Raw genomic sequence first — 23,643 nt, 5'->3', positions numbered from 1 at the left:
CAAAAAATATTGTACGATATAACTTGAAACAGTTGAGAAAGGACGAAGAAAAGTGAAAGTAAAAAAGATAATCGAAGAGAATGAGCTAAAACAGGCATTCCATATCAGAAGCAAGGTATTTGTTGAAGAACAGGGCGTTCCATTAGAAGATGAATTTGACGAATTTGATACACTTGATAGTCAATGCGAACACATTTTGGCTTATCATAATGAACTACCAGTAGGTACAGGCAGAATAAGAACCGTTGATGGCTTTGGTAAGCTAGAAAGAATTTGCATCCTAAAACCTTACCGTAAATTGGGTTATGGAAAAATAATCATAAAAGTATTAGAAGAAATAGCAGAAAAAAATGAAGTATCCAAAGTTAAATTGCATGGACAAAAACAGGCAGAAGGCTTTTATGACAAACTCGGATATCAGACTTCATCCGATCTATTTATGGAAGACGGAATCCCACATATTTTAATGATGAAGGAATTATCCAGTAAATAGAGACGACCAATACACTAAAGAAAACCCGACAAAAAAAAGCTTGTCAGGTTGATAGATGTCATATAAGTTACACTTTTATTAAGGTAATTATTGTTCACTTTCACAAGAAAAAGAATAATTAAGAGTAAGGGCAGTCATACTAACATTCGGTTGCCCCTCTTTTTCATAGCATTGATCACTCGCTACATTTATTTCTTGATTATTAAAATAAGACTTAGTGGTAACTAAAAAGATACTCATCAAAACAACTAAAGCTGCTGCACTTAGATATAACTTTGTTTTAAATTTCATTTCTTTCCACTCCCCTCATTTATTAACATGCTACATGAAAGTCTCCCCTCTATTGTTTCCTCTTTTTCTTGCCTTTCACAATCAAGATGACAGCCCCGATAATGAAGACAACCATAATTCCCGCCGTAGTGGCGATCGTTTTAACCTTCGGAACAATCACTTCAAACTCGACAGGCGTTTCAGTAGCTGTCGAGATATCCCAGGATAGGGTATTGCCATTCTCCTCATCGGCATTATTTGAGCCAAAGAGCTTATACGGAAGGGCTACTTCCAGTTTAAGATCCGATTGGTCCAGCTTTTGAAGAATAATGGATTGTATGAAGGTGTTGCTCGTTACATCCCCTATATACCGGCTGAGCTGGCTTTGTAAATCAACGGATGCCTTCACATCATAAGTTTTATAAAAGAAAGAGTCCTTCTCAACCACGGAAATCTTACTCTCACCTGATCCGTCCTGGATAGAGTTCAGCGCTTCAAGAGAAGGGCAATGTTTATACACCTTGATGGCATTTTCGCCTTGTTCCAGCTTGTAATCCGTCCCCTTCAGTGCCTTTTCAATATATGAAACATATTACCATTCACCTGATATTCTCTCAAAAATGACCAAAAACCCGAAAATGTTGATGAATCAACGTATTCGGGTTTTATTTTATTTTGACTAATATCCTTCTTAATTGGCTTTAAGGTAAGGCACTTCCTCTTCCTTTTTAACCTTTTTGTTTTTCCGTTGAGGAATTGGAACAACATAGGAAGAAAACGGTAGGAGACTGATTAAATGAACCAAGGCCATACAGACACCTAACACGGCTATAAGTGCAAAAACAAACATCGAACTTTCCAATACAGACATACTTCCATAATGATCTATGATCTTAGTTTTAAAAAATGATAGGACAAGCGGATGAATAAGGTAAATCCCCATTGAATAATTCCCTATCTTCTTAAAGATTTCGCGTACAATTGTTTCTTTTTTGATGAGATTATATATAATGAGTAAAACTGAAATGAACAGTGGTACCAAATACAGATTTTCCACCCTTGTTGAGCTAAAGATTCCATTATTTGTGGATATGATAATCCAAGTCTCCATGAAGGCCAACCCGAAGAGAATTAAGAATAGAAATTGATTTTTAGCAATGAAACTTTTAATCTCATGGAAAAATTTAGCGAAAACTAATCCAATTCCGAAGAAGCCAATCCAGTTTAAAAGAAAGGATCGTCTACCATAAAAGAAGTTTGTTAAAAATTCACTGTTGAATTGAATGGGGGTATGATTAATCCAAATAACATTCACGATGATTGTCAAACAGGTGAAAATAATGAGTTTCGGATTACTCAGTCGTTGGACAAAAGGAAAAATTATATAAAACTGAAAAACCGCCAAGAAAAAGTAGAGATGTGTATATGCCGTTCCATACATAAGCTGCCCAAAGAATTCACCAAAATTATTATCTTTCTCTAAGAAATAAATATTGAAAACTAAATATACAAAGGACCATATAATATATGGAAAAAGAATTTTTGTAATTCTTGTCTTAAGGAAATAATTTAAATTAAATCCCCTATTAACAACCGAAATCATGAGCAAAAAGGAACTAATAATAGCAAAAATTGGCGTTCCCATTCTAGCAATTTGATTGAAAAACAACAAAGGTTCGGCTGTGAATTCTTTACTGCTATAAAATAACGTGGCTGTTACATGTACAGTAAGGACTAATATACATGCAATAGCCCTAATGAAAGTGACTTCATCATAAAATACCTTTTTTTTCTTCAAAATATTAACAAACTCCTTTATTAGTAATCTGGATGAAAAAATGAACGTCGTATACGTAATACTCTTTTATAATAATCTATAACAATCCATTCTTACTATAGCAAAAAATGTATTATCTGAATAGCGTTGTTCCTACTAGTCTTACTCTCCTACACAACCTGATCAAGACATAGTCCTTTGAAGATCCAACCTTTATGAACTTGTAATTTCAGTAGGAATATTTGTTCTTTGTTCTCTGTTACCTCACTTCTATCCTGCTTATTATTTAACATAGAGGCCATTGCATTATCGAAAAGGAGCATACTCTTCTTCAATGATATAAACCAATCTCCTTCTGGTCACAGATATCCTTCCTTTTTTCCTTTAAACTTTTTGGAATAGACCTATAAAATGCAAAACTCTTTCTATATCAAAAGTATTATAAGTACGGTAGACCATTAGCACGTTCGAATTCTGAACTACATTCTTTTGAATGATTAAATCGTTAAGATAAACTTTCTGCCTACAGATTCTATATATTAGATACCTATCTTACTATAAGGAACGAATCTTTCTTCAATATCGGAAAATTTTTTTTCAATATCTATTTCCTTAGTCCAAGTAAATTCACCTTCTAAGTGTTGGGCAAGATATAAACTCTCCCCTTAAATGCCTCGTTCCGCCATTCCCATCCTCTTTTCCGAAAGCTTTCAAGTAGATGGATTCCCTGACTTTTATGACTCTAAATATATCACAAGCAATTAGATAGAAAAAAAGACCTCCATGCCGTACATGAAAGTCTCCACTCAATTATTTCCTCTTTCTCTTGCCTTTCACAATCAAGATGACGGCCCCGATAATGAAGACAACCACAATTCCCGCCGTAGTGGCGATCGTTTTAACCTTCGGAACAATCACTTCAAACTCGACAGGCGTTTCGGTAGCTGTCGAGATATCCCAAGATAGGGTTTTACCATTCTCCTCATCGGCATTGTTTGAGCCAAAGAGCTTATACGGAAGCGCTACTTCCAGTTTAAGATCCGATTGGTCCAGCTTTTGAAGAATGATGGATTGTATGAAGGTGTTGCTGGTTACATCCCCTATGTATCGGCTGAGCTGGCTTTGTAAATCAACGGATGCCTTCACATCATAAGCTGTATAAAAGAAAGAGTCCTTCTCATCCACGGAAATCTTACTCTCACCTGATCCGTCCTGGATAGAGTTCAGCGCTTCAAGAGAAGGGTAATGTTTATACACCTTGATGGCATTTTCGCCTTGTTCCAGCTTGTAATCCGTCCCCTTCAGTGCCTTTTCAATATAGGGACCGGCCAGCGCATACATATCACCGTCCATGGCTGCTTCAAGCGAGAGATCCGCACTTTTATCTTTATTTATTTCAACCCGCGCTGTGGAATCCACACATCCTGCAAGGATCAATCCCATTAAAGGGATCGCGAGCCATTTAATTTGCTTCATTCTTTTCCCCCCTGAATTCAATAAAAAAGAGATCCGTTCCTATTCGCTTCCTCAGCTATCCTGTTTTAATCTAACCTTATAAAATCTCATACCTTCAAGATTACCTTCCGTTTCAAATGCCCCTTGTTCAATCAGCTTTTTCAATCGAGATTCAAGAAACGAATCCCCTACATACTGATCTAAATGCCCCAACACCTCACCAATGAGCCTTGCGGATATCATAAAATCTTTAGTCTTTTGTTGGCCATGTAGGTTTTTGGCTTTCTTCATAATGAATGCATCATAATAATCTTCAGGAACGCTCTGAATCCTTCCATTTTTCCAAATTCGTAACGTTTCTTGGTTATCTGAAAGGGATTGCCACTCTTTTTCTAAATCTTCTCGATCATGGTCAGTACATAACGTTCTTTTACCCTGTTCATATATGTATTGAAGCTTTTCAGAGGGAATTTCACCTGTATGAAGTGGTGTATATTTCACTTTTTTCACTTGAAACAGTTCTTCGTACTCTTCTGTCGTGTTAATAAGACTAATATCCATATTCTTATCCTTTAAAAGATAAACAATCAACCGCAATCCTGTCTGTTCATGTGCATTAGTTGAAGTCCAAATGGTTAGATGACTTCCTTCAGGAATAGAATGTATTTGTTTGATCGTCTTTTCAAATTTCTTTTCATAATCGGGACATTCATCAAATTCGTCATGTATATACGTCTTCATCCACTCAAACCTAGCTTGAATCCCCTTTTCCTCATGCAGCTGCCAAACGGGTCCGATTGAAAACATATCCCAAAAAGAAATAACCTTCTCCCTTTTATCAAGACCCAATTCCCTTAAAAAGAACTTTACGCTTCCTGAAGCGGATGCACCGAAAACGATATGTATCATTGTAAGCCCCCATCTTGTTTCATTTTTAATTATATATAACTAAAATTAAACTCAAAGCAATAACATGATAAAAGTACCAATAGAGTATGGCAATTCCTATTACATTTTCAAGTATAGAGGAGAAAGAATTAACTGAAAAAATAACCTGCCTAAAGTAGACAGGTTATTATTAATGGATATTTGAGATCCTTACTCTTCGTCCCTATGTTTATCAAAAGATTGTTGTATGAGGAACATGGCATATTCAACTTCACTTTCATTAGCAACTCCGAACTCGACATCACCATTCCCCCATCTGCCCAGGTTCGTAACATCTTTACATATTTCATTTGGATCATGTATATCACTAAATGGCATGTTAAGACTTAAACGAAGCCTACTCTTCTGTGGAACAATATCTACAAAGTTTGTTGTTGTTTTGTAAGCAATATATAGTTTTTTGAATTCTTCCCTTACAGAACTATCCAGGTTACAAATTCTTTTTCTTAGTTGTTCAAATAATTCTAACATTGCTCCTGTTAATTCAGGAAAATCATTGATTGTATATTTTACTTTCTCATTTTCATTAGGCTTTTTCTTATATTGTGAAATGATTTCTTCGGAAAGCTCTGGATAGCTCCAGACTACTATTGCCTGTTCCGCAAGCCTCTTTCCTCTATTCACAATTTCATGCTCATTCCATAGTTCAAGTTGACCTATACCTCGATTCAAACGTAACGGACTATCAGCAAAGCCACCATCCATGTCCCTTTTTTCTTTGAATGGTCTATCGCTCAATTCAGAGTTATATCTTGTTAAAGTTAAATTCCCTAATGAATGAAGATAGGTCTTATGAACTTCTTCCCAATTTACTCCTAAATCATTTCTCCATGCAATAGACATATTTTCATTTTGAGGCATGATATGTTCAATCGTATAGCTTTCAATTTCGACAATTTCTTTTCTATTGTAATTTTCCAACTTCCTTAACAAATAGTTGCGGTTCCGAAAGTTGTATACATCTTTTACGGTAAGTTCCCTAATGAATTCTTCATTATTCGGGAACCTCTTATAAGAGTCTTTAAGTGCTAAAATAACCTGTAGACTTTCTACATATTTTTCTTTGTTTATTTCCTTGCTTATCGTTGCAAATGTTTTATTAAGTGAATTTGTTGGCACTCCACAAATTGCTCGACGAAAAACATACGACTCAACCAATTTTAGAATCGATATAAATTCAGCCTGAGTTATCTTTTGGTTGAAATAATCATCATAAACTTCAAGTAAGAATGGATATGAAACATCAACCTTTAATGAATTTATATCTTTTAAAATAGCATTAATCTCTTTATCCTTTTCGGTCTGAAAAGCTAAGTGCACAAAGTACTTAGAATATTGATAAATATCTTTTAGAATTGTCTCAATATCCACCTCTTTTAGTTGTGCAACATACTCTTTAAAATCCGCATATACGTTTCTAATATTCGGTATACGACCCATCTTGACCGTTAAATAGTCACGCATGAACCTATCAAATAAGGAAGATTCACTTAGGTCACCAAATCTTTTCTCCATTGGATGCCAATAATTCTTATATAGGACCTCTTGTTCGGCTGGGTCAAGTTTCATCAAAACATAATTGCGGATTAAATCGGCTTGTGACAAGTCAAGTCCTGTTGAATTCAAACTTTCAAAAATCAGTTGTGGATTATCGTGATCACGGTCAAGGGATATATCAACAACAATGAGTTTGGCTATGCCCCGATAAAGTAAATTAAGATCGATCCCACTTTTTCTAATTTGATCTAAAAAGAACTTGAAGTTTTCAAACACTCTTTGCGAGTATTCTTCAGGAAGCTCTTGCCCATTTATTAAGCTGAGTAGTGTTTCTTTATCTGTTTGAGTCAGGAGAAGTTTATGATAAAGCTCATCTTCCTCTTCATTATTTACTAAATAGTAATTCATGATTTTCTTTCTAGTTATATCAAATGTTTGTCCACTGTCTTTTATTGCCTCACCTAAAGCAAGCAATAGCAAAGTAAGTGTAGTCATACGCTGTTGTCCATCAATGACAAGTAATTGCGGTACAGCTGATATTTGATATAGACCCTTTTCAATGTATACGATAGACCCCACAAAATGTCCTTTTATATCATCATCTTTAGAAGCTCGTAAAATATCATTCAAAAGTTGTTTACATTGCTCTGCAGTCCAACTATATTTCCGCTGATAAATCGGGATTATAAATTGTTTTGTACCTTGAAGAAACTTCAAAAAATTCGTTTCAGATGCTTTCACTTCCACATCACCCTTCAATATTCCAGTCTAACTACTAAGACAAGTATAACAAGAAACATTAGAAGAAGTGCTTCACTCAATTAACCAATTTATTCCAAGGAAAATCATGTGGTACATGTTTTTTCTTAATTCCAGTATCCTAATTAGAGCTTATAGCGTTCGCTCCTTATCCTCTTGCTTCTGTACCTGACATAGAAATCATTGCAGTTGAAATAATCTCATTTAACTCTTTCAATGAAAAATTCTTAATCTTTATCCATCCTCGTGGATCCACTTCATAACCCTTTTTTATAATTGTTTCAGGGTCCATATATTTTCCAACTACATACCCATTTCCACTCGGATGTAATTGGGTAGCAAGAGTCTTCCCTTTTTGCAAACTATTAGGATAAACAAAATTTATTCTATTATTACTGATTAGTTTTTCCTGCAATTCTTTAAATGAATGAAAAATTGACTTCTTATGTTCAAAACTCAGCAATATAAGTCCCTCCATTGTACTTCCTGTTTTTAAAACGATTATTGCATTATATTAGTGGCCTCTTTATTTTTTCGAAAATTAGCATACTCTTCTTCAAATGACATAAACCAGTAGCCAGAATCGTCCTTGTCACAGATAGCCTTCCTCACTTCCTTTAAGCCATTGGGAGTAAAGCTATATGCATAAACTCTTTGTACATCAAATAGAGCGTCATAATAACGATAGATCATTAGAACATTCGAGTTCTGCACTACGTTCTTTTGAACAATTAATTCATTAAGAGATTCCATTCTGTCTACCGATTCTATGTATTGGATACCTATCACATTATGTGGAATAAACCCTTCTTCTGTATCTGAAAAGAGTTTTTCGATTGTCTCCATATCCTTAGTCCAAATAGACTCCCTTTCTAAATGCAGGGCAAGGTATAAAAAATTTTCTTCATCAACTCTCCCATCGTATTTCCACCATGACAAATCCATCGGTCTTGAACGTCCCATTGTTTTATCAAACTTGGTATCTTCGATAAATGAATCAAACCCCAACATCTCACCTAGATTGGCAAAATAATCTATTTCACGTTTCGTAAACATTGAACGGTTATGTAATTTGGCCAGATTCATTCTTCGGTAATTTCGTACATACCCATCAAAAAATTGCATCAGATTAAAGTATTGCTTGTCCATTAGGAGTCTTCCTTCCTGATAAAAAGGTTTTGTAACATTCTATTACTATTTTACCATTACATGTAATTTACTGTAACAAAAATAAACCTTTATAATGATTCAGAAAGGTCGGATCCAGCCATGACAGTTTTTAATACGGGAGTTCTAGAGAAGGAGTGAGGACAAGCTACACATGAAAAAGACCTGGATTCGGAAAATGTTACTTTACCGAAAACCAGGTCTGATTTTATTCCTACTGTTCCTCCACCACTTCAGGATGTTCAAAGGTATCAAGCAAGGCACGCACTTCATCAGTTGATTTTGTGTTCATCAATTGATTTCTCAGTTCACTTGCCCCTCTGAATCCACGGACATAGATCTTGAAAAAGCGAGGTAGGGGCTTGAACGAACGTGGTACGATTTCTGAATATTTATCATGAAGGTCCATATGCAATCTTAAGAGACCAAGCAATTCCCTACTAGTATGCTCTTTCGATTCTTTTTCAAAGGCAAATGGATTGTGGAAAATGCCACGTCCGATCATGATTCCATCCACACCGTATTTACGTGCGAGTTCCAAGCCAGTTTCGCGGTCAGGGATATCTCCATTGATTGTCAGAAGGGTATCTGGTGCCACTTCATCACGAAGTTTCTTGATCTCCGGGATCAGTTCCCAATGAGCATCCACTTTGCTCATTTCTTTTCTTGTACGCAGATGGATGGAAAGGTTCGCAATGTCTTGTTTCAAGATATGTGTTAGCCAGTCGCGCCATTCGTCCACTTCCGTGTAACCAAGCCTTGTCTTTACACTAACAGGCAATCCGCCTGCTTTTGCTGCTTGGATTAATTCTGCTGCGACTTCGGGACGACAGATCAGGCCACTACCTTTCCCATTTCCTGCTACATTAGGGACAGGACAGCCCATATTGATATCGATTCCCTTAAACCCTTGCTCTGCCATACCAATGCTCATTTCCCTGAAGTTTTCAGGCCTATCTCCCCATATATGGGCAACCATTGGTTGTTCATCTTCTGTAAAGGTCAATCGCCCACGCACACTTTGTCTCCCCTCAGGGTGACAATAACTTTCCGAGTTTGTAAACTCTGTAAAAAATACATCGGGTCTGCCTGCTTCAGCCACTACATGGCGAAACACAACATCCGTCACTTCTTCCATTGGTGCCAGTACAAAAAAAGGTCGTGGTAAGTCACGCCAAAAATTATCTTTCATCTTCAGATTCAAGTCCTCTCATTTAAGGGTTACCAAGCTATTGAACCAGCTTCCCACTATTTTAAAATCTTCTTTACCTTCTAAAAATCCAGCCATGGGCTGCCATGAAAAAGGCCCGGAATTCGGTCATGTTAGTGAACCGAAAACCGAGACTAAAATTAGAAATGTTATTTTATATGAATTACTTTTTCAACGTCAATTTCGTGACAACTTCAACATGAGATGTCTGCGGGAACATATCCACAGGCTGCATGGTTTCTACGTTATATAGAGCACTCAATTCATGCAGGTCTTTTGCCAATGTGGATGGGTTACATGATACATACACAATGGTTTTTGGTTTGACCTTCAGGATCGTTTGCAATAAGGATTGGTCCAGGCCGGTTCTTGGTGGATCGACGACGAGTACGTCTGGTTTCCAGCCTTCTCTGATCCAGCGTGGCAGGATGTTTTCGGCTTTTCCTGTTTCGTAGTGCATGTTGGTGCGTTTATGTTTGATGGCATTTTTCTTGGCGTCTTCGATCGATTCCTTGATGACGTCCATGCCGCGTACTTCTTTTGCATCTTCCGATAACCAAAGTCCGATCGTCCCTACGCCGCAATAAGCGTCGACGACTTTTTCCGTACCGGTTAGGGCTGCCGCTTTTTTCACTTCTTCATACATGCGAACCGTTTGAACCGGGTTCAATTGGAAGAACGTGCGCGCCGATAGTTCATACGATAGGTCACCCAATGTTTCGTTAATGACTTTTTCGCCAGCAAGGTGGATCGTTTTTTCGCCGAAGATCAGCGATGTGTTTTGGTTATTGACGTTTTGAACGACCGATTTCACTTCTGGCAATTGGTCGCGGATTTGTTTAAGCAATTGATCTTTTTGTGGAATCTCTTCCGCTCCCGTTACTAAGACCACTTGCACTTCACCCGTTTCAAATCCAACGCGTGTGATGATCGTACGGATGACACCTTTTCTTTTTCTCTCATTATAGATCGAGATGTTCAGGTTCTTCAGGATTTTTTTCACCGTACGGGTGATTTTATTCGTCGCCTTATGCTGTACAAGGCAGTTCGGGATATCAATCAATGTATGGGAATTCAAGCCGTAAAGTCCGGCAATCAGCTTGCCATCTTTCTGGCCGACTTGGTATTGGCTTTTATTGCGGTAGTTCCAAGGGTCTTCCATGCCAATCGTTTCTTGGATATCCAATGAATCAATCGGGAAATCCGTGTGGCGTTCCATCGCTTGGATGACCATATCGCGTTTCTCGACCAATTGTTGGTCATAGCTTAAATGTTGCAGCTGGCAGCCACCACATTGCTCGTAGACCGGACATGGTGCGGCAATGCGGTGCGGTGATTCTTTCCGGATCGTTTTGATTTTTGCTTCGGAAAAATTCGGCTGCACCTTTGTGATCATCGCAACGATTTCTTCACCAGGAAGGGCACCTGGGACGAAGACGACTTTCTTTTTGAAATAGCCGACTCCCTCTCCGTTGATGCCAAGGCGTTTAATCGTTAAGGGTAAGGTTTGGTTTACTTCTAGGGTTGTATCTTGAAAGTTTGTCATTTCTTTTCACTCCGTTTTTCGATGCTTCTCCACAAATAGAGGGAAGCGTAGCTTAGATATGGGGCCCACTTCAAACTGTAGGTCTCCATTTCTTCTTGGGTCGGCTTTTGCGGTAAGCCATATAATTGTTTCAGGGCATTTTGGATGCCAATATCGGATTTTGGGAAAAGGTTCGGTCGCCCTAAGCCAAATAGCAGGAAGTTTTCCGCCGTCCATCTGCCGATTCCGCGTATTTTTATAAGTGTATCCATAATCTCTTGATCGGATAGCTTGTCCAGCTGATCCACATCAAGGTGGCCACGGACGATTTGCTGAGATAAACCGATGACGTATTCCGCTTTTCGGCCGCTGAATTGAATCGCCCTCAGCTGTTCGACCTGAAGCTGCGCAGTCGTTTCCGGTGTCGGGTAAAACCAGGCCCCATCGATCTGGTAGCCGAATGTTTTAACGAATCGTTCCGTTAATGTATGAGCAAAAGCCAGGTTCAATTGCTGGTGAATGATGCATTTGACGAGGCAGCTATAGTAATCGAAGTCAAGGACAATGGCCGTGCCACGGTGCTCTTCGAAAATGTCCCGTAAATCTGACTCCAGGAAGTGCCGGGAAACGGCAGCCAATGGCTCATGCCAATGGAAAACCTTTTTCAAGCGTTGCAACGCCTTTGGTTTGTTTTCCTCTGATTGGCCTTTGATGATGAAGACCGGTTCTTCGGTGTCACCGATTGCCTGTACGTGTATAACGGTTGGTACTTTTTCTATATATAATGGAACTTTTACCGTCCTGTTCATAAAATCAACTACTTGAAGTGGGTCCAACGATAATCGTTCGAGTACAAGATCAAAATTATAGGGTCCTTGGACCTCTACTTTTTCCGTCCACACAAGCGATCCATCCTTTTAGCAGTTTTCCAGGTATTATAGCATGTTTTCGAAAATATTACTTGTTATTGAGGATAATGGCAAAAAGCGGAACCTGATTTTCCTAGTCAGGTTCCGCCTTTCATGTTAATACAACATCCTGTTCGGCAGTTGTTTTTCTATCATTAAATCATCCAGGCTTTTGAATGTGTACCCTTGTTTCTCAAGATCCGTCAGAATCGAATCGAGTGCTTCAGCATTATCTTTTGAAACCGTATGCAACAGTAAAATCGCTCCCGGATGGATCTGTTTCATGACTTCATCATGGGCGAAAGCCGCTCCACGCTGTTCGTCGACGACCCAGTCCTTATAAGCAAGTGACCAAAAAATATGGTAGTAGCCTTCTTGTTGGGCAATTTTCATCGTCCGTTCGTTAAAAACCCCACGCGGCGGCCGTAAATAATTCATCCCTTTTTGCCCCGTCAATTTTTCCGTCGCATCCTTGACCCGAAGTAATTCGGTGCGGATGACTCCGTCTGTCACGCTCGTCATGTCTGGGTGGTTCCATGAATGGTTTCCGACAATATGGCCTTCATTCGCCATCCGGACGACAAGTTCAGGCGCCGTCTTTAAATAATGGCCGGTGACGAAAAAAGCACCCGGTGCCTTATGTTTTTTTAGCACATCTAAGATCTGCGCCGTATAGCCATTTTCATAGCCATTATCGAATGTCAGGTAAATATCCTTTTTCGAGGTATCCCCTTTATAAATCGCTTCATATTTAGGCAGCATCTCATTGAAATTTTTACCCGCATCCGCCGGAGTTCCGTTTTTCCCTTTATTGAAGCCCCAATTATAGGACTCTGCAAAAGCCGGGCTCGCCAAAGACCAGAGTAAACAGAGAATAGCCGACATCATCGCCATCTTCTTCATTGAATCGTCCCCCAATTTCCTTTTTCTTAGTGTTTGAAACGGAAGGATTTATATGCACGATTTTGTGTCTGGCTGAATTATTCTCGTTTCTGGTTGAATCATGGCTCGCCGTGGTTGAATTATCTACTCGCGTGGTCGAATTCCCGCACCGGTGGACAGCTTCAAATGAGGTAAACGTCGATTTATCTCGGTTGACGGTCGAATTATCTCCCTGAAAGTCGAATTCCACTTGCCCACCGTCGAATTTAGTGGTCGTAACAGTCGAATTCCCGCTTCTTATGTAAAAAATCCTCACAAAAAAAGGCCTGTCCCAAAATTGGGATAGGCCCCCGAAGTCTGTTTATCCTTTAAATAATGCCTGTGCTGCCTGCCAAATGATGGCGATGGCAAAAACAAGGACGATGACGATTCCGATAACGACTAGGAATGTTCCTAGACCGGAGAAAATCGTGCCTGCCACAGGAAGAAGAATGAACGCAAAACCTGTCAACAAGGCGATGAAGTATAGGAAGTAATTGTTCTGCATAAAATCCCCTCCTTTCCCTTCTAATATATGTTCCGTAAATTCCGTTAGTTTGTACTCCTTTCAGGTAATAATCGCCCTTTTTTTCATATACATAAGAAAAGGGGGGCGTATGTCATGCTGGAATGGTTGATTACGATGGGGTTTGTCGGTTGTCTCGCGCTTGGTGCAGGAGTGTTCGTCTATTTTGTGAGAAGCGGGTTTGATTCGAGTGACATTTCACGAATCGATCCCTTTCCAGAACCTGAAACGGAATCTGAGTCTTTTCAAGAATCTGCTTCCATAACGGAACCGGATCTGGAGTCTGCAACTGAACTAGAACCAGAGTTAACGTCTGATGCCAATCCCAGAAAGGAAGAGTAATGAAAAAGACGCTCAGCCAAATCGGCGAGCGTCTTTTTTCTATTACTTGAATACGGGTTCTTTGAATTGAGACAGTTTGTCCAATGATGATTGTTGAACATCTTTGTGTAGGCTGTTTCCGTGTGAATCCATCGTCACGACGGCAGTGAAGCCTTCGACGTTAAGGTGCCACATGGCTTCAGGAATGCCGAATTCAGTGAAGTTCACGCCTTCGACCGATTTAATGCAGTCTGCGTAGTATTGAGCCGCTCCGCCGATTGCGTTAAGGTAAACGCCGCCATGGTCACTCAGGGCTTCCAACGTTTTTGGTCCCATGCCGCCTTTCCCGATGACCGCGCGGATACCGAAACGTTTCATGATATCGCCTTGGTACGGTTCTTCACGGATACTTGTTGTCGGTCCGGCTGCTTTCACATGCCATTTGCCTTCTTCATCCTTCAGCATAACCGGTCCACAATGGTAGATGATCTGTCCATCAAGGTCGATTGGTGAAGGGTTTTCAGACAAGTGCTTATGGATGGCGTCACGGCCTGTGTACATTCTGCCGTTAATGTGGACGACGTCCCCGACTTGAAGCGCACGGATCTGCTCTTCCGTGATTGGTGCTTGAAGCGTGATTTCACGTGGTGCTTCCACGTCTGTTTCGATGGAGACGGCCACTTCTTCACGTGCTGCTTTTTCAGCTTCACGAGCAAAGTCGATTTTCTCGCCTTCTTGATACAACCATTCGTTGATTGCACCTGTTTCCGGGTTTACTTTCACACCTAAGCGGCGGAAAGCCCAACAGTTGTATGCAACAGATACGAAGAAGCTTGCAGGAATGCGATGCATGACGCCGATTTTACAGCCAAGCAATGTCGTTTCGCCGCCGAAGCCCATTGTTCCGATTCCAAGTTCATTCGCTTTTTCCATAATATACTCTTCTAGCTTGCGAAGATCTTCATTCGGGTTCACATCTTCATTGCTACGGAAAAGTTGCGCTTTAGCCAAGTCATATCCGGATGAACGGTCTCCCCCGATACCGACACCGATGAACCCGGCACTGCAGCCTTGACCTTGTGCTTGATAGACAGAATGAAGGATGCATTTACGGATCCCGTCCAAATCACGGCCCGCTTTCCCTAATCCTTCAAGCTCCATTGGTAGGCTATATTGGATATTTTTATTTTCGCAGCCGCCACCTTTCAAGATCAGGCGCACATCAATATAATCTTCTTCCCATTGATCGAATTTCATGACAGGTAGACCTTCCCCAAGGTTGTCCCCGCTGTTTTTTCCTGTCAAAGAGTCGACAGCATTTGGACGAAGCTTGCCGGCCTTTGTCGCTAAAATAAGGGCATTGCGGATTGCTTCTTTTATTTCAAGTTGGTTCACACCAACAGGAGTTTTTATTTTAAAAGTCGGTAGACCTGTATCCTGGCAAATCGGAGATACATTGTCGTCAGCCATTGTAATATTGTTCGTGATGGTCGCTAGGCTCAATGCTGAACGCGTACCTGCATTTTCACGTTGTTTCGCGCTCTTGACCGCACGACGAACATCCTTTGGAAGATTCGTTGAAGTTTCAACGATAAGACTGTACATGCTTTCTTGGAATTTCTGAATATCCAAATTTCTCTTCCCCCTCTTAATCCCCTAGATATATCACGACAAAAGTAGTCATGACTTGACACCCGTTTTATTATACATCTTCCATAATCTTTCGAAAACAAGTAATTCATTTTCCTTCATAAAAATTGGCATATAAAAAGGGACGACGATTTATCCCGTCATCCCTTTTGAGCATATTCATATTTAAAAAATCATAGTATCCTACAGGTATTATTCTTCTGAACGAGTTTTAAATTGTTGCACTTTATCTTCAAGATCATCTAGCATGCCGATTAGACGGTCGATGTCTTCCAGGTCTGTACTCTCGGGTTCGATATGGTCCAGAACCTCCACGAACATCGTTAGGCGTTCCTTAAGATAGGATAATTGGTCGTTTTTATCTGTAATGGATTTTCCCATGAGGCACTCTCCTTCTGTTCTTCCTTCCATCGTAACGAAAAATGCTCCAAAGTGCAATGGTAAGCTATTGTCCGGGGTTCGCCATTTGACAATTTTTGTTCCCATTGTTCATAATGGGTTAGTGCATTATTACGTAAGGAGTTTTAAACATGTCTATACTGAAGCAAGATCTCTTAACACCAATTACACCCAAGTATGATCCTTGGGAAGCATATATGGACGTCGATCAATATGGAAAGCTCACTCTTACCAATGTGGAATTCACAACCACAACCCTTTGCAACATGCGTTGTGAACATTGTGCAGTCGGTTACACACTGCAACCGAAAGATCCCGATGCTCTTCCTTTGGAATTATTGATTCAGCGCCTTGACGAAATCCCATCGCTCCGCTCGCTAAGCATAACAGGCGGCGAACCGATGCTTTCAAGAAAACAAGTGAAGAATTATGTCTTGCCTCTATTGAAATATGCGCGTAGCCGCGGCGTTCGCACCCAAATGAATTCCAACTTGACGCTTGACTTGGAAAGATATGAAGAAATCATCCCGTATTTGGATGTCCTTCACATTTCACATAACTGGGGAACGATTGATGAATTCATTGATGTCGGCTTTGCCATGATGGATCGTAAACCTACCCGTGAACAGCGGAAGAAATTATTCGATAAAATGATTGAAAATTCCCGTGCCCTTACAAAGGCCGGTGTGTTGGTTTCGGCTGAAACGATGCTGAATAAAAGCACACTGCCCCATCTTGCGCATATCCATAAACAGATTGTCGAGGAAATGGGCTGTCAGCGCCACGAAATCCATCCGATGTACCCTAGTGATTTTGCTTCGGCCCTTGAAACATTATCATTGGAAAAAATGCGCGAAGCCATTCATCATCTGCTTGATATCCGGGACGAAAATGTCTGGATGCTGTTCGGAACGCTACCATTCTATCCTTGTAATGCCCATCCAGAAGACCTTGAACTTTTAAAGCGCCTTTATAGCTCAAAAAAAGTGACAGTTCGCAATGACCCGGATGGACGATCCCGCCTGAATGTCAACATCTTCACCGGGGAGGTCATCGTGACCGACTTCGGCGATGCTCCAACATTGGGGAACATCCAGGATCAGCCACTGACTGAATCGTATGAAACATGGATGAATTCAAAACTGGCCAATGAATTGAACTGCCACTGCCCAGCGGTCAAATGCCTTGGACCTAACGTCCTTGTCAAAAATGCCTACTATCCAAAAGAGGACTTCAAAACGAGAAAGTCCCTTATATAAAAAGAAACTCGCCAAACCGGCGAGTTTTAGTTTGTCGACAAAAGAGGTCCAGAATGGTTCATTACGGACCTCTTTTAAATTTGAACACTTTTCATGGTTTTTTGGCTTAAAAAGGCTGTCCATTGCCTCTTCCTAGGCCATTTCCGGTTGTCTCCAAATCCAGTTGGCCATCTTTTTCAGACGTTTAGAAAGAGAGTTGATTGGAGTGAAAGGCGTGAAGACTCCTGCGGGAATTGAGGGACAGGTGAGACCCCGCAGGAGCGTATGCGACGAGGAGGCTCACCGCCCGCCCGCGGAAAGCGAAATGCCTGGAACGCAAATCAACACCCATTTTAGAAGATAAAAAAGAAACTCGCCAAACCGGCGAGTTTTTTTTATCTTGGCTGTTGTGTAACCGTAAAGCTGAAGGATACGTGGTCCTGAACGGGTATCCATGCACCGATGCCTTGCGAGGTGATGTTTTTAATCACAATCGTGCGCTTATTCCCCCTCAAGTTCAGATACACTTCCCCATAGGTGACCTTCCCTTTTTCATTGACGGCAGATGCATAGCTGGATAAATAACCAATCCGGTTGGAAGCAATATTGTATACTTCATCCTTTTTTGTCCCGGCTCCGATGATGGTTTTAAAACGAGTGGCAAATTCGTCTTTTCCGTTGCTTTTAGCAGCATCATTTTCTGGACATCTTCAGCCTTTGGAATTTTCGCGGTCAAGCCCCCGGTCACTTCCTTTTGACTTTCTTGGACATAGCGGATCCGGTATGGAACCTCGCCGCCGCGATTATCATAGTAGTTCATGTTGATCTTTTGATACTCCCAATTAGGGGATGTCTCCAACGATTCATAATTCAATGCCCAATGGCCAAGGTAAATCGTCGCTCTATACCCAAAGGCAAGTGGCGCTTTCGCAATCGCTGATTCATTCAGCATATGAATGAGTTCTGGATTTTCAATTTTTATATCCGATGAATCAATCAATTGTTGGGCAAATTTGCTTGCCTGAAGCATTGGCAGATCTTGAGTCGGGTTCGGATACGTATTTTCCTTGGCGACATTTAAAACGGAAGGCGGGATATTCACCTTGTTCCGAGTTTGTTTGTCTTCCGCTCCCACACCTGCATTCGTCTGAATGAAAGCCACTACTGTAATCAATGTGATAAGAATAAGTCGTCTCATGCTGTCGTCTCCTTTAAAGGGTTCCATCTTTTGTTTATAGATTTTGTTTCTATTCAACTTTCTATACATGTTGGGTGGAAGTCTATTTTGTAACATATTTGTAAAGTTCTGAATATTTACTTTTCTTTAAAGATGGAGTATACTTAACCTACCTTATAAAAAGGAGGCGAAAACGTTCATACCTAATACCATTCAGGAGGTATGCTTATCGATTCAATCTACGATGCCCTTTAAAAGGATGACAGAAAACGTATTCGCCACTACTTAAATTCACTATGCGAAAGGACGGTGTAACACTCTAGAATATTTCACAACTTTAACAGAAGTATCTTTTTACTTTAACAGAAGCATGATGAAAGATTTTGGATGAATCTATGGATTGTACTATACCTTTATAAAAATGACTCTGCTACGTCTCAATCACAGCAGAGTCATTTTTGTATGCCTTTTTATGAATAAAAGGCCTCCCAATACGGAAGACCTTCCACGTTTATAATAGATAAAAACCAATTCCCATGATGAAATAAGCGGCCAATAGGGTAAGCCCTTCAAACCAGTTCGTCTCTCCATCATTCGAGATCATGATCATCAAGAGAACGGCCGTCACCATTGAAATCAACTCTGGCAAGGTGAAGACAAGTGGCATATTCGTTGAGAACATTAACGAGATCAACACAAGAACCGGTGCGACGAACATCGCTACCTGCAAGGTCGAGCCGACGGCTATCTCGACGGCAACATCCATTTTGTTTTTGTAGGCCATGATGACGGCGGATGCATGCTCAGCCGCATTTCCTACGATGGCCACGATAATGACCCCGATGAATAATTCAGTCCATCCGAAGGTTTCCCCGACTTCACTGAAGGTATGAACCAGTTTTTCCGATACGAAAGCAACTGCAACGGTGGCCAAGGCAAGAACCATGATTGCCTTTTTCTTGCTCCATTCCGGAACTTCTTCTTCATGCGGTTCTTCCCCTTCTCTTTTTTCCGCCGGTTGGTATACACCGCGGTGTGTCACCAATTTAAAGAATAGGGCAGCTAAGTATAATAAAATTAAAATAACGGAAATTCCGACACTTAACGACATCGTGCTTGTTTCGTTCATATTCTGAGAGAACACTTCAGGAATAACAAAAGCGACAACGACGGCAAAAATCAATAATCCTGCGTTATGCCTCGCATCAAATACATTGAATTTCTGACGCTTGTATTTCGTCCCACCGATAAAGAAAGATAGTCCAGCGACCAGCAATAAATTTCCTAAAACCGATCCTGTCAAAGAGGCTAATACGACGCCAATCAACCCAGCCTTTAATGAGAAGATCGAAATGATCAACTCGACGGCGTTACCAAAGGTTGCGTTCAGTAAACCGCCAATCCTCGGTCCCATCACAATCGCCAGGCTTTCTGTCGCCCGGCCCATGAATCCTGCAAGCGCGATGATCGTTAAGCAATAGACGATGAACATCACGACGCTAGGCCAATGGAGAAAAGACCCAATGAACGATAGAGGCACCCCTAATACGACGAGCCCCAAAAATATTTTATCCAAGAAACTTCCCCTCACTTCTCATGTCCATTTTATTATGTAACAAAAGTAATCATACATTTCTTTATTTAAATGAAAAAGATAAATTTTTTCTAAATCCTCTTCATGTCCATATTTACCCGATTTTCTATTGCTTAATCCTCTTCTTTCCATGTAACATCAACTAGTATACATAAAATAGGAGACGAAAAATATGAATCAAAAACTGCTTATTCCTGTATTAATCTTCATGGTCGGCATATCCGGTTTCTCACAAGGTATGCTTCTTCCGATCATCGCCGTCATTTTCGAAAATGATGGACTCAGCTCCTCTTTAAATGGACTGCATGCCGCTTCCCTGTATATTGGAATCCTTTTAATTTCACCTTTTATGGAAGCGCCTCTCCGTAGATTCGGTTATAAACCATTGATTTTGTTTGGTGGATTGACGGTCATTCTCTCGCTTGCCTTATTTCCGCTTTGGAAATCGTTCTGGTTTTGGTTTATATTGCGATTTTTCATTGGAATCGGCGATCATACGTTACACTTTGCGACCCAAACATGGATAACGGCCATTTCGCCCCTGGCGAAAAGGGGCAGGAATATCGCGATATACGGTTTATTTTTCAGCCTTGGCTTCATGATTGGACCGCTTATGACGAAGTTGCTTGATGTGAATCAAGCCTTGCCCTTCATCATCACTTCCATTCTTAGCCTGCTTACGTGGATGTCCGTTTTCCTGATTAAGAACGAAATTCCCGAACACGATGATACCGAAAGTACCTCTTTCCTCGATACGCTCAAGCGATTTTGGAAAGTGAGCCGGATCGCCTGGGTTGCCTTCTTACTGCCATTCACCTTTGGCGTGCTTGAAGCATCTCTTAATAGCAACTTTCCAGTCTTTGCATTGCGTTCCGGCATTAGTCTGACCGCCGTAGCGATTATCATTCCTGCTTTCTCGGCCGGTACATTGCTCACACAGATTCCCTTGGGTATGTTGAGTGATCGCTTCGGTCGGAGGAACATCTTGCTGGTCATTATTTTTTCCGGGTCCCTTATCTTTACTGCGGCTGGGCTTCTTACTCCTTTGGTCAGCGGCCTCTTCTTCTGTTTTTTGTTGGGAGGAATGATGGTAGGATCGACGTTCTCTCTTGGCATCAGCTATATGGCTGATATCCTGCCTCGCCATCTTATGCCGGCCGGAAATTTATTATGCAGCATTTTCTATAGCGTGGGCAGCATCGCCGGTCCCTACTTCGGTGGATTGGCCATCGAACACTTACCAGGCGGAAGCTTTTTCTATCTAATCAGCATCATGCTAGTGCTCATCTTCTTTGCGCTGATGTTTTTCAAAGAAAAACAGTCTGCCACCGGGATCTAATTGTTTTGTAGTATCTTGATTCCCTCTTATATTATTCAGGTTCATTCTCTTTACATATCCTAAAATTAGCTTTTCTGTTTATTTATATTTTTTCCTAGATTAGAATCATTCTTCTTTATTTTTTCCTAATATATGTGTTAAGATAATACTACCATATGAAATAGATGATAAAAAACGCTTAAAAAACGTTGATTTCATCACCAATTCATTGATTGACCCTAAATATCGACCCGAAAGATGACGCTGATTATCTTTCTCAATTAGATATCCTATAAATGATAATTAATATCAGTTACGAACAATAGAGAGAAGATTACAGGAGGAACATAATGACAACAGACACTAAACAATTGACCCAGCCAACTGAATGCAACACCTCTTGGCTCGAGAAAACAAAGCCACATCTTGAACTGATTGCCGCCCTACTAAGCGGTGTATTGATCCTGGTAGGTTGGCTGTTATCTAAAAACGGAATGGAAACACCATCCATCATCATCTATTTGGCCTCCTTTGTGATCGGTGGATATGCAAAAGCAAAGGAAGGCATTGAAGATACCATCGCGGATAAAGAACTGAACGTGGAAATGTTGATGATCTTTGCAGCCATCGGATCCGCCATCATTGGCTACTGGACAGAAGGCGCGATTCTCATCTTCATCTTCGCCTTAAGCGGGGCGCTTGAAACCTACACCATGAATAAAAGCCATAAGGAAATCTCGGCCCTCATGGACCTGCAGCCGGAAGAAGCACTCCGCATCACGAATGGATATGAAGAAATCGTGGCCATTTCTGACTTGACGGTCGGCGATACCATTTTGGTTAAACCAGGTGAAAGAGTGCCATCAGACGGAAAAATCACGGATGGGCGTACGAATCTCGATGAAGCAGCCATCACAGGTGAATCCATCCCCGTCAGTAAATCCATCGACGATGAGGTATTCGCCGGAACCGTGAACCTGCGTGGAACGATCAATGTGGAGATTACGAAGCCAACAAGCGAAACGCTCTTTCAAAAAATCATTACGCTTGTTCAATCGGCCCAAAGTGAAAAGTCCCCTTCCCAACTATTCATCGAACAATTTGAAGGGAAATATGTAAAAATCGTCTTAACCATCGTAGCCTTGATGATGTTCGTTCCTCATTTCGCACTCGGTTGGAGCTGGACCGAAACCTTTTACCGGGCCATGATCTTACTTGTTGTCGCATCACCTTGTGCCCTGGTCGCCTCTATCATGCCGGCCACACTTTCCGCCATTTCGAATGGCGCACGTCATGGCATCTTGTTTAAAGGTGGCGTTCACCTGGAGAACTTAGGTAACCTGAAGGCCATCGCCTTGGATAAAACGGGTACCTTGACGAAAGGAAAACCTGAAGTGACGGATGTCATCATCCGTGAAGATTTGAACGAAGAAGAATTCCTATTCCATATTGCATCGGTTGAAAATTATTCGAACCATCCATTGGCGACTTCCATTGTCCGCTATGCTAAAACAAAGATTGAAAGAGAAATCATCAAACCCGAGGACATGGAAGATATCTCTGGTAACGGCGTGCAAGCCTATTTCAATGGGATCCTTTGGCAAGTCGGAAAAGCCGATTTCGTCGGCCGTAATGAAGCTGAACGATTCCAGAATGGTATTGCACTGACACTGGCTGAACAAGGAAAGACCGTTGTGTATGCAAGAGATGATAAAGGGATTGCCGGCATCCTTACATTGAAAGACGTGGTCCGTGAAGAAACGATTAAAGCCATCGAAGCCTTGAAAGAAGAAGGCATCCATACCATCATGCTGACTGGCGATAGTCACAATACGGCAAAAGCGATTGCCTCCGAAAGCCATATCGATGATTATATTGCGGAATGCCTGCCTGAAACGAAAGTAAATGAAGTGAAAAAACTTAAAGAACAATACGGCACAGTTGCGATGGTCGGAGATGGAATCAATGATGCACCTGCACTAGCTACCGCTTCTGTCGGGATCGCCATGGGTGAAGGAACCGACGTTGCCTTGGAAACGGCAGATGTCGTACTAATGAAGAATGACCTTCCGCGTATTGCGGAAGCCGTTAAGTTATCGAAGAAAATGAATCGAATCATCAAACAGAACGTGATTTTCTCGATTTCGGTCATCATGATTCTGATTTTATCCAACTTCCTGCAATTCCTTGACCTACCATTTGGCGTCATCGGTCATGAAGGAAGTACGATTCTCGTCATCCTAAACAGCTTACGGTTACTAAGGAACTAAAGAAAAGGAAGCCCGACGAAGGCTTCCTTTTTTTGTATTGTATCCTGTAACTAGTTAGTGATAGCCATTCTTTCCATTAGCGGAACCTGACGTTTTGTGGTTCCCTTTTTTGCCTTTATGCTTCCCTTTCTTACTCATGAATGAACCCTCCCCACTTACAAGATGTGTTCATCATTAGTGTGTGTCGAAGGTTCTTGAGCTAGTCCGGTAACTATTGCCG

General features: G+C 41.0%; 22 protein-coding genes and 1 pseudogene. 5 read left to right on the top strand and 18 right to left on the bottom strand.

Annotation, left to right across the window (positions count from 1 at the left end):
- Positions 1 to 52 precede the first annotated feature (52 nt).
- Positions 53 to 493: a GNAT family N-acetyltransferase gene (locus tag ACIQXQ_RS16705; protein ID WP_402958961.1), complete on the top strand. Its 441-nt coding sequence runs from the start codon at positions 53 to 55 to the stop codon at positions 491 to 493.
- 87 nt (positions 494 to 580) lie between these two features.
- Here the strand turns inward: ACIQXQ_RS16705 and ACIQXQ_RS16700 are convergent, their stop codons facing one another.
- From ACIQXQ_RS16700 to ACIQXQ_RS16635, 14 genes are all read right to left on the bottom strand, one after another.
- On the bottom strand, positions 581 to 784 hold the full coding sequence (locus tag ACIQXQ_RS16700) for a hypothetical protein (protein ID WP_402958959.1): 204 nt from the start codon (positions 782 to 784) through the stop codon (positions 581 to 583).
- A 49-nt stretch (positions 785 to 833) separates the two neighbouring features.
- Complete coding sequence (locus ACIQXQ_RS16695; protein ID WP_402958957.1) at positions 834 to 1,283, bottom strand: hypothetical protein; 450 nt, start codon at positions 1,281 to 1,283, stop codon at positions 834 to 836.
- 171 nt (positions 1,284 to 1,454) lie between these two features.
- Positions 1,455 to 2,561 (bottom strand): acyltransferase, encoded by a 1,107-nt coding sequence (locus ACIQXQ_RS16690; RefSeq protein WP_402958955.1) that lies wholly within the window; start codon positions 2,559 to 2,561, stop codon positions 1,455 to 1,457.
- Positions 2,562 to 3,350: 789 nt separating this feature from the next.
- On the bottom strand, positions 3,351 to 4,016 hold the full coding sequence (locus ACIQXQ_RS16685) for a hypothetical protein (RefSeq protein ID WP_402958953.1): 666 nt from the start codon (positions 4,014 to 4,016) through the stop codon (positions 3,351 to 3,353).
- A 51-nt stretch (positions 4,017 to 4,067) separates the two neighbouring features.
- The gene (locus ACIQXQ_RS16680) at positions 4,068 to 4,904 is read right to left on the bottom strand and encodes a DUF1835 domain-containing protein (protein ID WP_402958951.1); all 837 of its coding nucleotides are present in this window, start codon (positions 4,902 to 4,904) and stop codon (positions 4,068 to 4,070) included.
- Between the two features lie 189 nt (positions 4,905 to 5,093).
- Positions 5,094 to 7,181, bottom strand: a complete 2,088-nt coding sequence (locus tag ACIQXQ_RS16675) for a GmrSD restriction endonuclease domain-containing protein (protein ID WP_402958949.1) — start codon at positions 7,179 to 7,181, stop codon at positions 5,094 to 5,096.
- A gap of 166 nt (positions 7,182 to 7,347) precedes the next feature.
- Positions 7,348 to 7,662 (bottom strand): hypothetical protein, encoded by a 315-nt coding sequence (locus tag ACIQXQ_RS16670; protein WP_402958947.1) that lies wholly within the window; start codon positions 7,660 to 7,662, stop codon positions 7,348 to 7,350.
- 38 nt (positions 7,663 to 7,700) lie between these two features.
- Positions 7,701 to 8,348: a hypothetical protein gene (locus ACIQXQ_RS16665; RefSeq protein ID WP_402958945.1), complete on the bottom strand. Its 648-nt coding sequence runs from the start codon at positions 8,346 to 8,348 to the stop codon at positions 7,701 to 7,703.
- A 232-nt stretch (positions 8,349 to 8,580) separates the two neighbouring features.
- Positions 8,581 to 9,558, bottom strand: coding sequence for a tRNA dihydrouridine synthase (locus ACIQXQ_RS16660; RefSeq protein WP_402958943.1), 978 nt, complete (start codon positions 9,556 to 9,558; stop codon positions 8,581 to 8,583).
- Between the two features lie 181 nt (positions 9,559 to 9,739).
- On the bottom strand, positions 9,740 to 11,122 hold the full coding sequence (rlmD, locus tag ACIQXQ_RS16655) for a 23S rRNA (uracil(1939)-C(5))-methyltransferase RlmD (RefSeq protein WP_402871745.1): 1,383 nt from the start codon (positions 11,120 to 11,122) through the stop codon (positions 9,740 to 9,742).
- Complete coding sequence (locus tag ACIQXQ_RS16650; protein WP_402958941.1) at positions 11,119 to 12,003, bottom strand: DNA-3-methyladenine glycosylase family protein; 885 nt, start codon at positions 12,001 to 12,003, stop codon at positions 11,119 to 11,121. Before ACIQXQ_RS16650 ends, rlmD begins: the two co-directional genes overlap by 4 nt.
- A 123-nt stretch (positions 12,004 to 12,126) precedes the next feature.
- Positions 12,127 to 12,903 (bottom strand): delta-lactam-biosynthetic de-N-acetylase, encoded by a 777-nt coding sequence (gene pdaA / locus ACIQXQ_RS16645; protein ID WP_402959066.1) that lies wholly within the window; start codon positions 12,901 to 12,903, stop codon positions 12,127 to 12,129.
- Positions 12,833 to 13,207, bottom strand: a complete 375-nt coding sequence (locus ACIQXQ_RS16640) for a hypothetical protein (RefSeq protein ID WP_402958938.1) — start codon at positions 13,205 to 13,207, stop codon at positions 12,833 to 12,835. Before ACIQXQ_RS16640 ends, pdaA begins: the two co-directional genes overlap by 71 nt.
- 45 nt (positions 13,208 to 13,252) lie before the next feature.
- A complete protein-coding gene (locus ACIQXQ_RS16635) occupies positions 13,253 to 13,438 on the bottom strand; it encodes a hypothetical protein (protein ID WP_402871756.1) in 186 nt (61 codons plus the stop codon).
- Positions 13,439 to 13,552: 114 nt separating this feature from the next.
- On the opposite strand from ACIQXQ_RS16635, the gene ACIQXQ_RS16630 reads away from it, so the two are divergent.
- Entirely contained in the window at positions 13,553 to 13,798 is a 246-nt protein-coding gene (locus ACIQXQ_RS16630) for a hypothetical protein (protein WP_402958936.1), read from the top strand.
- Between the two features lie 42 nt (positions 13,799 to 13,840).
- Here ACIQXQ_RS16630 and ACIQXQ_RS16625 read toward each other — a convergent pair whose 3' ends face one another.
- Both ACIQXQ_RS16625 and ACIQXQ_RS16620 read right to left on the bottom strand, forming a co-directional pair.
- The gene (locus tag ACIQXQ_RS16625; protein ID WP_402958934.1) at positions 13,841 to 15,409 is read right to left on the bottom strand and encodes a fumarate hydratase; all 1,569 of its coding nucleotides are present in this window, start codon (positions 15,407 to 15,409) and stop codon (positions 13,841 to 13,843) included.
- Between the two features lie 210 nt (positions 15,410 to 15,619).
- A complete protein-coding gene (locus ACIQXQ_RS16620) occupies positions 15,620 to 15,808 on the bottom strand; it encodes an SE1561 family protein (protein WP_402871764.1) in 189 nt (62 codons plus the stop codon).
- 155 nt (positions 15,809 to 15,963) lie between these two features.
- Here ACIQXQ_RS16620 and yfkAB point away from each other — a divergent pair, with 155 nt between their 5' ends.
- Positions 15,964 to 17,085, top strand: a complete 1,122-nt coding sequence (yfkAB, locus tag ACIQXQ_RS16615; RefSeq protein WP_402872303.1) for a radical SAM/CxCxxxxC motif protein YfkAB — start codon at positions 15,964 to 15,966, stop codon at positions 17,083 to 17,085.
- Between the two features lie 374 nt (positions 17,086 to 17,459).
- Here the strand turns inward: yfkAB and ACIQXQ_RS16610 are convergent.
- Both ACIQXQ_RS16610 and cax read right to left on the bottom strand, forming a co-directional pair.
- Positions 17,460 to 18,289: pseudogene (locus tag ACIQXQ_RS16610) on the bottom strand (YfkD family protein).
- Positions 18,290 to 18,752: 463 nt separating this feature from the next.
- The gene (gene cax, locus ACIQXQ_RS16605; RefSeq protein ID WP_402871770.1) at positions 18,753 to 19,817 is read right to left on the bottom strand and encodes a calcium/proton exchanger; all 1,065 of its coding nucleotides are present in this window, start codon (positions 19,815 to 19,817) and stop codon (positions 18,753 to 18,755) included.
- A gap of 190 nt (positions 19,818 to 20,007) precedes the next feature.
- Here cax and ACIQXQ_RS16600 point away from each other — a divergent pair, with 190 nt between their 5' ends.
- Together ACIQXQ_RS16600 and ACIQXQ_RS16595 are read left to right on the top strand one after the other, a co-directional pair.
- On the top strand, positions 20,008 to 21,174 hold the full coding sequence (locus ACIQXQ_RS16600; protein ID WP_402871774.1) for an MFS transporter: 1,167 nt from the start codon (positions 20,008 to 20,010) through the stop codon (positions 21,172 to 21,174).
- 329 nt (positions 21,175 to 21,503) lie between these two features.
- Positions 21,504 to 23,423, top strand: coding sequence for a heavy metal translocating P-type ATPase (locus ACIQXQ_RS16595; protein WP_402871777.1), 1,920 nt, complete (start codon positions 21,504 to 21,506; stop codon positions 23,421 to 23,423).
- Positions 23,424 to 23,643: the final 220 nt, after the last annotated feature.

The sequence above is a fragment of the Peribacillus sp. NPDC097198 genome (assembly GCF_044762055.1).
GTDB lineage: Bacteria > Bacillota > Bacilli > Bacillales > DSM-1321 > Peribacillus.
The sequence above is the reverse complement of the archived record's forward strand: the minus strand, read 5'-3'. Positions and strand labels throughout refer to the sequence as shown.